Raw genomic sequence first — 9,866 nt, forward strand, 5'->3', positions numbered from 1 at the left:
TACCGGCAGCGGCACCGGCACCAGTACCGGCCCCGGCAGCGGCACCGGCCGCCGACGAGAAGCTGCTCGGCTACCTCAAGCGCCTCACCGTCGACCTGCACCGGACCCGCGAGCGCCTGCGCGAACTGGAGGAGGGGCCCCAGGAGCCGATCGCCATCGTCGGCATGGCCTGCCGCTACCCCGGCGGCGTCGACTCGCCCGAGGCCTTGTGGCGGCTGCTGGCCTCCGGCGGGGAGACCGTCGGGGCGTTCCCCCGGGACCGCGGCTGGGCGGAGGGCCTGCACGACCCCGTCGGCGGCCGGGGTCCGAGCCTGACCGGCTCCGGCGGCTTCCTGTCCGACGCGGCCGACTTCGACGCGGCCTTCTTCGGCATCAGCCCGCGCGAGGCGCTGGCCATGGACCCGCAGCAGCGGCTGCTGCTGGAGACCGCCTGGCGGGCCTTCGAGGACGCCGGGATCGACCCGGAGTCGGTGCGCGACAGCGAGACCGGGGTGTTCACCGGGCTGTCCTGCCTGGACTACGGGCAGGGGCGCGGCGAGGTGCCCGAGGAGGCGGAGGGCTTCCTGACCACCGGCTCGGTGGGCGGCGCGGCCGCCGGCCGGATCTCGTACACGCTGGGCCTGCGCGGCCCCTCGCTCACCGTGGAGACGGCCTGTTCGTCCTCCCTGGTGGCGCTGCACCTGGCCGTGCAGTCGCTGCGCCGCGGCGAGTGCGCGATGGCGCTGGCGGGCGGCGCGACGGTGATGTCCACCCCGCAGCTGTTCACCGAGTTCACCCGGATGCAGGGGCTGTCGCCGGACGGCCGATGTCGCCCGTTCTCGGCGCGGGCCGCGGGCAGCGGGCTCGCCGAGGGCGTGGGCGTGCTGCTGGTGGAGCGGCTGTCGGACGCCCGGCGGCTGGGCCACCCGGTGCTGGCCGTGGTGCGCGGCAGCGCGGTGAACCAGGACGGCGCCAGCAACGGCTTCACCGCGCCCAGCGGCTCGGCCCAACAGCGGGTCGTCCGGCAGGCATTGGCCGACGCCCGGCTCTCGCCCGGCGACGTCCAGGTGGTGGAGGCGAGCAGCACCGGTACCCCGCTCGGCGACCCGATCGAGGCCCGCGCCCTGCTGGCCGCCTACGGGCGCGACCGGGACCCCGGGCAGCCGCTGCGGCTCGGCTCGCTCAAGCCCAACATCGGGCACACCCAGGCGGCGGCGGGCGTCGCCGGGGTGATCAAGACCGTGCTGTCGATGCGGTACGGCCGGCTCCCCGCCACCCTGCACGTCGCCGAGCCGACCCCGCACGTGGACTGGTCGGCGGGCGCGGTCGAGCTGGTCGCCGAGGCGAGCGACTGGCCGCCGAGCGCGGGGCCCCGGCGGGCCGGGGTGTCCTCCCAGGGCATCACCGGCACCAACGCCCATGTGATCCTCGAGGAGGCCCCGGCCGCCCCCGCGACGGGCGGGCCGACCGCGCCGGACCGGCCGGAGCTGCTCACCCTGTCGGCGAAGACCCCGGCCGCCCTCACCGAACTCGCCGGTCGCTACGTCGAGTTGCTCGATGCCGATGCCGATGCCGCCGGCCGGTCGCTCGCGGCGCTCTGCCGGACCACCGGCCTCGGACGGGCGCACTTCCCCCACCGGCTCACCGCCGTCGCCTCCACCACCACCGAGCTGCGCGGGCTGCTCGCCCGGACCGGCCCGGACGGGGAACTGCCCGCCGGGGTCCGCCGCGGGGCCGGCACCCCGGAGGGCGGCCGCGGCCCGGTGTTCCTGGTCACCGGCGGCCCGGACGGGCAGTTCGCCGACGCGGCGGCCGAGTTGGCCGCGACCGAGCCGGTGTTCCGCGGCGCCCTGGAGCGGTGCGCCGAGCAGCCCGGCGCCCGGCCCTCGGCGTTCGCCGTCCAGTACGCGCTGGCCGAGCTGTGGCGGTCCTGGGGCGTGCGGCCCGCCACCGTCCTCGGGCACGGCACCGAGGGCGAGGCGGTGGCCGCCTGTGTCGCGGGCACCGGCACGATGAGCCCGGCGGAGGCGCTGCGGGCGGCGCGCGCGAGCGTCACCGATGCCGCCGCCACCGACGCCGAGGCGGACCGGAGGTTCGCCGAGCGCCTCGCCGCGCTGCTGCGCGAGGGGCACCGCGGCTTCGTGGTGCTCGGCCCCGCCTCCCCGCTCCTCGACCGGGCCCGGGCGGAGGCCGGGGACGCCGGGTTCCTGCCGTCGCTGCGCGCGGGCGAGGACGCCCGGCGCACCCTGCTGGACGGTCTCGGGGCGCTGTACGTCCGGGGTGCCCGGATCGACTGGGCGCGGGTGCACGGCGAGCCCGTCGGCCCGGCCGTGCCGCTGCCCGGCTACCCGTTCCAGCGCGAGCGCTACTGGCTCTGGAACGGCGGCCCCCGGCCGGAGGGCACGCCGGCGCACGGCGGCGGCGGGCCGCTGGTCGCCCAGGTGCGGCTGGTCGGCGCCGACGGCACGCCGGTGGCCCTGGCCGAGGGCGTACGGCTGGAGGCGGTGCCGAGCACCGCCCGGCCGGAGCGGGCCGTACCGGAGCAGGCCGTACCGGAGCGGGCCGTACCGGAGCACGCCGTGCCGGGGCAGGCCGCACCCGGGGACCAGGAGGTCGACGTCGCCGAGCTGGTGGTCGGCATCGTCGGCCGGGCGCGCGGCGCGGCCGTCACCGGCGAGGACCTGCACCGGCCGCTGCGCAGCCTGGGCGCCGACTCGCTGATCGCGATGGACATCCGGCAGACCCTCGCCCGGCGGCTCGGCGTCGACCTCCCGCTGCCCGAACTGCTGGACGGCCGGAGCGTGGCCGAGCTCGCGCAGCGCGTCCGGGCCTCGTACGGCGGCGCCGCCACCACCGCCCCGGCGGAGCGGCCCGGTGCCGCGCTGGTCGCCGACCCGGCGGCCCGGTACGAGCCGTTCCCGCTCACCGACCTCCAGCAGGCCTACCTGGTCGGCCGGACCGACGCCTTCGAGCTGGGCAACGTCGCCACCTCCTTCCTGGTCGAGCTCGACCTGACCGACACCGACCTCGACCGGCTCGCCGCCGCCCTGCGGCAGCTGATCGACCGCCACGACATGCTCCGCGCGGTGGTCTCCCGGGACGGGTACCAGCGGGTGCTCGCCGACGTCCCCGCGTACCGGATCGCCACCGTCGACCTGCGGGCCCTCGACGCGGCCGAGCGGACGGAGCGCCTGGCCGAGACCCGCCGGGAGCTGCGCGACCGGGTCTTCGACACCGAGGCCTGGCCGCTGTTCGACGTCCGGGCGACCCTGCTGGACGAGCGCACCACCCGGCTGCACCTCACCTTCGACGCGCTGATCGTCGACGGCCGCAGCTCCGGCGTGCTGTTCCGGGAGTGGGCGCAGGCCTACCGCGACGGCGCCCCCGCGACGCCCGCCCCCGGCGTCAGCTACCGCGACTACGTGCTCGCCGCCGCCCGGACGGACGCCGAGCGGCGCGCGGACTCGCTCGCCTACTGGCAGGCCCGCCTCGCCACCCTGCCGTCCGCACCCCGGCTGCCACTGCGCCCGGGGGCGCTACCGCGCCGGCCGGTGTTCACCCACCGCACGGCCCGGATCGAGCCGGCGGCGTGGCAGCGCTTCAAGGCGAACGCCGACGCGGCGGGCGTCTCGCCCTCGGCGGCCCTGTGCGCCGCGTACGCGCAGGTGCTGGGCGCCTGGAGCGAGTCGCCGCGCTTCACGCTCAATCTGCTGGCCTTCCACCGGCGGCCGCTGCACGAGGACGTCGCCCGGGTCCTCGGCAACCTCAGCGCGACCACCCTGCTGGAGGTCGACGCCGCCCCCGCCGAGTCCTTCGCCACCGGCGCCCTGCGGCTCCAGCACCAGCTGCTGACCGACCTCGACCACGGCTACGTCAGCGGCGTCGAGGTGCTGCGCGAGCTCAACCGCACCCGGGGCGGGACGGGCCTGGCGCGCATGCCCGTGGTGTTCACCAGCACCATCGGCTTCTCGGGCCAGGACGCCTCCGGTGAGGGCGGCGGTGCCCTGACGGCGCTGACCGGGCTCGGCCGCTCCGGCCGACTGGCCTCCAGCTCGGTCCGCACCCCGCAGGTCTGGCTCGACCACCAGGCCCTGGAGGAGGCGGGCGAACTGGTCCTGAACTGGGACGTGGTCGAGGAGGTGTTCCCCGACGGCGTGGTCGACGGCATGTGGGCGGCCTACCGGGAGCTGGTCCGGGAGCTGTGCGGCGAGGGCACGTGGCGCCGACCGGCGGCCGTGCCCGTGCCCGCCGCCGACCTGGCCCTCCGCCGGGCCGTCAACGCCACCGACGCCGCCGTTCCGGCCGAGCTGCTGCACGACGGCTTCCTGCGGCAGGCCGCCGCCCGGCCGACCGCCCCCGCCGTCATCACCGCCGACCGGACGCTGAGCTACGGCGAGCTGGACCGCCGCTCCGACCGGATCGCCCGCCGGCTGATCGCGCACGGCGCGGCCCCGGGCGTGCCGGTCGCCATCGTGACGGACAAGGGCTGGGAGCAGGTGGTCGCCGCGCTGGGCGTGCTCAAGGCCGGGGCCGCCTACGTGCCGGTGGACGCCGCGATGCCGGCCCGCCGGCTCCGGATGATCGTCGAGTCCGCCGGCATCGGGCTGGTACTGACCCGCTCGGCGCTCGCGGACACTCTCGAACTGCCGGACGGCACACGTGCGTTGAATGTCGACACCGAGTCGGCGGACGGCGTCGGCGACGGCCTCCCGGTGCCGCCCTCCCCGGCCCGGCCCGAGGACCTCGCGTACGTCATCTTCACCTCGGGCTCCACCGGCGTGCCCAAGGGCGTGATGATCGAGCACGCCGGCGCCGTCAACACCATCCGGGACGTCAACGACCGGTACGGCGTGACCGCCGAGGACCGCGTCCTCGCGCTGTCCGCGCTCAACTTCGACCTCTCCGTCTACGACGTCTTCGGCCTGCTCGCGGCCGGCGGCGCCGTCGTCCTGCCCGACGAGGCCGCGCGGCGCGAACCGGCCGCCTGGCTGGAGCTGGCCGAACGGCACCGGGTGACGGTCTGGAACAGCGTCCCCGCGCTGATGGAGATGTTCACCGAACACCTGCGGGCCGTCGGCGGCACGCCCCCGCTGCGCCTGGCGCTGCTGAGCGGCGACTGGATCCCGGTCACCCTCCCCGAGGCCGTCGCCGAGCTGCTGCCCGGCGCGCGCGTCCACGCCCTGGGCGGCGCGACCGAGGCGTCCATCTGGTCGATCCAGCACCCGGTCGAGCGGGCGGACCGGGAGCGGGCGAGCATCCCGTACGGCCGGCCGATGCGCAACCAGCGCTTCCACGTGCTGGACGAGGCGCTGCGGCCGCGCCCGGCCCTCGTCCCCGGCGACCTGTACATCGCCGGCACCGGCCTGGCCCGCGGCTACCTCGGCGACGAGGCCAGGACCCGCGCCGCCTTCCCGCACCACCCGGTCACCGGGGAGCGGCTCTACCGCACCGGCGACCTCGGCCGCTACCTGCCGGACGGCGAGATCGAGTTCCTGGGCCGCGCGGATTTCCAGGTGAAGATCCAGGGGCACCGGATCGAGCTCGGCGAGGTCGAGGCCGCGCTGCTGCGCCTCCCGGGCGTCCGGGCGGCGGCCGCGGTGGCCGAGGGCGAGCGGGGCGGGCCCCGACGGCTGGTCGGGTACGTGGTGGGCGACACCGCGGCGGCCGAGCTCCTGGAGGAGGAACTGCGCACGGCACTCGGCCGGGAGCTGCCCGGCTACATGGTGCCCGCCCGGATCGTCCGGCTGGACGAGCTGCCGCTGACCGACAACGGCAAGGTGGACCGCCGCCGGCTGCCCGCGCCGCAGGAGGCCGCCCCGCGCTCCGCCGCGACCGTCCCGCCGCGCGACGCCGTCGAGCGTCAACTCGCAGGGATCTGGGCCGAGTTCTTCCCGGACGCGGCCGCCCGGCAGCTCGGCGTCACCGAGGACTTCTTCGACCTCGGCGGCGACTCGATGCTCGCGGTGCGGATGATGGCCCGGATCCACCGGGCGACCGGGCGCTCGCTCCCCGTCGCCACCCTGCTCGCCCGCCCGACCGTCGCGGCGCTCGCCGAGGTGCTGCGCGAGCGGCCCGGCCCGGCCGCCGACGGGGCCCGGGCCGCGCTGGTCCCGGTCCGGGCCGCGGGCAGCCGGCCGCCGCTGTTCCTGATCCACCCGGTCGGCGGCGACGTGCTCTGCTACGCCGGGCTCGCCGCCCTGCTGGACGCCGACCAGCCGGTGCACGCCCTCCAGTACCCCGACCCCGACCCGGCGCCGCGCAGCGTGGCCGAGCTGGCCGCCCACTACGTGGACGCGATCACCGAGCGCTTCCCGAACGGCCCGTACCGGCTCGGCGGCTGGTCCATGGGCGGGGTGCTCGCCCTGGAGGCCGCCGCGCTGCTCACCGCCCGGGGCGCCACCGTCGAACTCGTCGCGGCCGTCGACCTGCTGGAGCCGCCCGGCCCGGCCGGGCCGCAGTCCGACGCCGCCCTGCTCGCCCGCTTCGCCCGCGACCTCGCGGGACTGGCCGGGCGCGACTGGAACCCCGGCCCGGAGGCCTTCGAGTCCACCGGCGACCGCACCCCGACGGAGGAACTGCTCACCCGGGCCCGGCAGGCGGCCGTCCTCCCGGACGACGTCGACCCCGCCACCCTGGACCGGCTCGCGGGCCGCTTCCTGCACCTCGGCCGCGCCCTCGCCGAGCACCGGCCCACCCCCTACCGGGGCCGGGTCAGGCTGCTGCGCGCCATGGACGGCGCCACCACCGCCACCACCCGCCAGTGGCTGGACCTGCTCGGCGCCCGCGCCGAGGCCGTCGACCTGCCCGGCGACCACTACAGCGTCATGAGCCCGCCCCACCTCCGAACCCTGGCGGCCGAGCTCGACAAGGCGCTGGCCGACCTGTGACCGACATCCACCGGACGAACCGGACGAAACTGATGGACCGAACGAAACTGGCGGACCGGACGAAACCGACGGACCGGCCGGACCGGCCGGACCGGCCGAGCTTGGAGGACGAGCGGATGACCGTCGTCGAACTGCCGTACCGGGCCCCCGGGTCGGGGCTCACCGCCGACGACGTGCTGGAGCTGGTCCGGGTCTACGCCGCGACCCTGCCGGCCCGCGCGCCGGAGGTCGAGCGGCTGGGCCGGATCCCGGCCGACCTGCTCGACGGCCTCAGGGCCACCGGGCTGCTGCGCGCCGCCCTCCCGGCCGCCCTGGGCGGGGTCGAGCTGACCGCGCCGCAACTCACCCGGGCCGTCGACCTGTTGGCCGAGGGCGACGCCTCGGTCGCCTGGTGCGCCGCCGTCGCGCTCAACGCCTCGCTCGCGGTGGTCTCGCTGCCCGCCGAGGTGTTCGCCGAGCTGTTCCCGGACCCGGACCTGATCACCGCCACCGTGCTGCCGCCGCTCGGCCGGGCCGTCCGGCGCGACGGCGGGTACCTGCTGTCCGGCCGGTGGGCGTCCGCCAGCGGGATCACCCACGCCGACCGGGTGCTGGCCGGCTTCCAGACCCCCGGCGGGACCCCGCGGGTCGCCGTCCTGGACGCCGCCGACGTCCGGGTGCTCGACACCTGGCACACCACCGGGCTGCGCGGCACCGGCTCCCACGACTTCGAGGTCACCGACCTGTTCGTCCCGGACCGGCACACCTTCACGCCCCCGGCGGCCGGCGCCCCGCAACCGCTCCACCTGCGGGCCGACAACCTCGCCCTCAAGATGGCCGGCATCCCGCTCGGCATCGCCCGCTCCGCGCTGACCTGCGCCCGGGAGCTGCTCACCGCCCGCGGCCCGGCCCTGCCCAGGCCCTCCGCCCCGGCCGAGCTGGCCCACGCGGAGGCCCTGATCGGCGCCGCCGACGCGTACGTCTACACCACCCTGGACCGGGCCTGGGCCGCCCAGGCCGCGGGCCGCGCCCCCGAACGCGGCACCGCCGCCCTCGCCCGCCAGTACGCCCACCGGGCCTGCCGGGAGGCCGTCCAGCGCCTCTACGACCTGGTCGGCGCCGCGGCCGTCTACACCGAGCGCACCCCGCTCGACCGCTGCCTGCGCGACGTCCTCACGGCCGGCCGGCACGTCGCCTCCGCCGAGCGCATCCTCGACGCCGTCGGCGAGCTGCGCCTCGGCGGCGACCCCTCCTCGCCCCATCTCTGACCGGGCTGCCCGCGGGCCGGTCGCCGCCTCCGGGCGGCGACCGGCGGCGGTTCAGAGCACGGCGAGCCGGTCCACCAGGAGCCGCACCCTGCGCTCGGTGTCCTCCGGGGGGAGCCGCCGGGACCTGGTCAGGGTGGCCTGTCCGTGCAGGGCGGCCCAGAACACCTCGGTGAACAGTCCCGGGTCCATGCCTTCCCCGGCGACGTCGCCGAGGGTCTCCAGCAGGGCGGCGAAGCCGTCCTTCAACGGTTCGGGAGTGTCCTCCTCGGCGAAGGCCAGGCCGCCGTCGAGCTGGAACAGGGCGTCGTAGACCGCCGGGTTGCGGGCGGCGAAGTCGAGGTAGGTGCGGGCCAGGGCGGTGACCCGGGCGCGCGGGCCGTCCGCGGCGCGGGTCGCGGCCCGCAGGGCCGCGGCCATCTCGGTGACGCCTTCCAGGGCGACGGCGCCGATGATCTCCCGTTTGCCGCGGAAGTGGCTGTAGAGGACGGGCTGGCTGTACTCGATGCGCTCGGCGAGCCGGCGGGTGGTGACCGCCTCCCAGCCCTGCTGCTCGGCGAGTTCGCGGGCCGTCGCCACGATGAGGCGTTCACGTTCCGCCCGCTCGCGCTGCTTTCGTTCCTGTACCGACATGACTCGATCCTAGCAGCGCTAGACATGCAAGCGGCAGTAGGTCTAGCATCGCCCTGTCAGCTAGCAGCGCTAGATACCAGGGGGCATCATGCTCAACGCACTCAAGGTCCTCACCACCGTGGAACTCGGCGTGATGGTGGGAGTGGAGTTCGCCGTCGCCGTCGTCCTCAACCGGATCCTCAAGGCGCTCCCCGAGGACGCCGGCCAGCTCGGCCGCGCCCACGGGGGGCGGATGCTCGGCGCCGTGATGCCGTTCTGGTACATCGGCTCGCTCGTCCTGGTCGCGGTCTGGGCCGTCACCGACCGGCACCACCAGGGCACCGGACTCCTCGTCACCTCCGGCGCCCTGCTGATCGTCAGCGTGCTGATGTCGGTCCTGCTGCTCGTCCCGATCAACAACCGGAGCAAGACCTGGACCCCGGAGAACCGTCCCGCGGACTGGAAGGAGCAGTCGGACCGCTGGGACCGCTACCACTACCTCCGGGTCGCCGTCCTCGTCGCCGCCTTCGCCCTGCTGGTCGCCGCCCTCGTCTGAGCCCGCCCGCTCGATCCCCGCAAGGAGTGCCGATGTCCCTCAAGACCGTGAACACTGCCCTGACCACCGCGGGCATCCTCTTCGTCCTCTGGTTCGGGCTGACCTTCGTCCTGGCCCCCGGGAGCATCGCGCCGACCTTCGGCCTGCCGAGCTGGCCCTACGGCGACGGCGGCGGCTTCCTCGTCCTCAAGGGCATCCGCGACGTCGCGGACGGCCTGATCCTGGGCGTCCTGCTGCTGACCGGTCAGCGCCGGGCCCTGGCCTGGGTCCTGCTCGCCGGGTCCGTCATCCCGTTCGGCGACATGGCCACCGTGCTCGCCCACCACGGCTCCGCCGGCGCCGCGTTCGGCGTCCACGGCCTGACGGGGGTGGGAATGGTCGTCACCGGCCTGCTGACCCTGTGGGAGACGCGTCGGCCCTCCGGCGCCCCGGTGTCCGCCCCGGCCGCTGCTGCGGCCTGACCGCGGCAGCGCGCGGAGCCCCCGCCCGGGGTGGCGGTTTCTAGGGGTCGTTGCAACACGTGGTCGGTTGTCTAGGCCGCGATGAGTTTATGCAGGCGCTCGGCTGGGGTTTCCCAGCCGAGCGTTT

General features: G+C 76.3%; 4 protein-coding genes and 1 pseudogene. 4 read left to right on the forward strand and 1 reads right to left on the reverse strand.

Annotated elements, in window-relative coordinates; genetic code table 11:
- Positions 1–53 precede the first annotated feature (53 nt).
- Positions 54–6,866 (forward strand): annotated as a pseudogene (locus ACZ58X_RS28925) (amino acid adenylation domain-containing protein); the annotation flags it as partial.
- A gap of 116 nt (positions 6,867–6,982) precedes the next feature.
- Positions 6,983–8,113, forward strand: coding sequence for an acyl-CoA dehydrogenase family protein (locus ACZ58X_RS28930; RefSeq protein ID WP_470336524.1), 1,131 nt, complete (start codon positions 6,983–6,985; stop codon positions 8,111–8,113).
- Between the two features lie 51 nt (positions 8,114–8,164).
- Here ACZ58X_RS28930 and ACZ58X_RS28935 read toward each other — a convergent pair whose 3' ends face one another.
- Entirely contained in the window at positions 8,165–8,743 is a 579-nt protein-coding gene (locus tag ACZ58X_RS28935) for a TetR/AcrR family transcriptional regulator (protein ID WP_470336525.1), read from the reverse strand.
- Between the two features lie 88 nt (positions 8,744–8,831).
- On the opposite strand from ACZ58X_RS28935, the gene ACZ58X_RS28940 reads away from it, so the two are divergent.
- Both ACZ58X_RS28940 and ACZ58X_RS28945 read left to right on the forward strand, forming a co-directional pair.
- Complete coding sequence (locus tag ACZ58X_RS28940) at positions 8,832–9,278, forward strand: anthrone oxygenase family protein (protein ID WP_470336526.1); 447 nt, start codon at positions 8,832–8,834, stop codon at positions 9,276–9,278.
- Between the two features lie 32 nt (positions 9,279–9,310).
- Positions 9,311–9,739, forward strand: coding sequence for a DUF4267 domain-containing protein (locus ACZ58X_RS28945; protein WP_470336527.1), 429 nt, complete (start codon positions 9,311–9,313; stop codon positions 9,737–9,739).
- The last annotated feature ends 127 nt before the right edge of the window (positions 9,740–9,866 follow it).

It is taken from the genome of Kitasatospora sp. NPDC040550 (assembly GCF_055594965.1).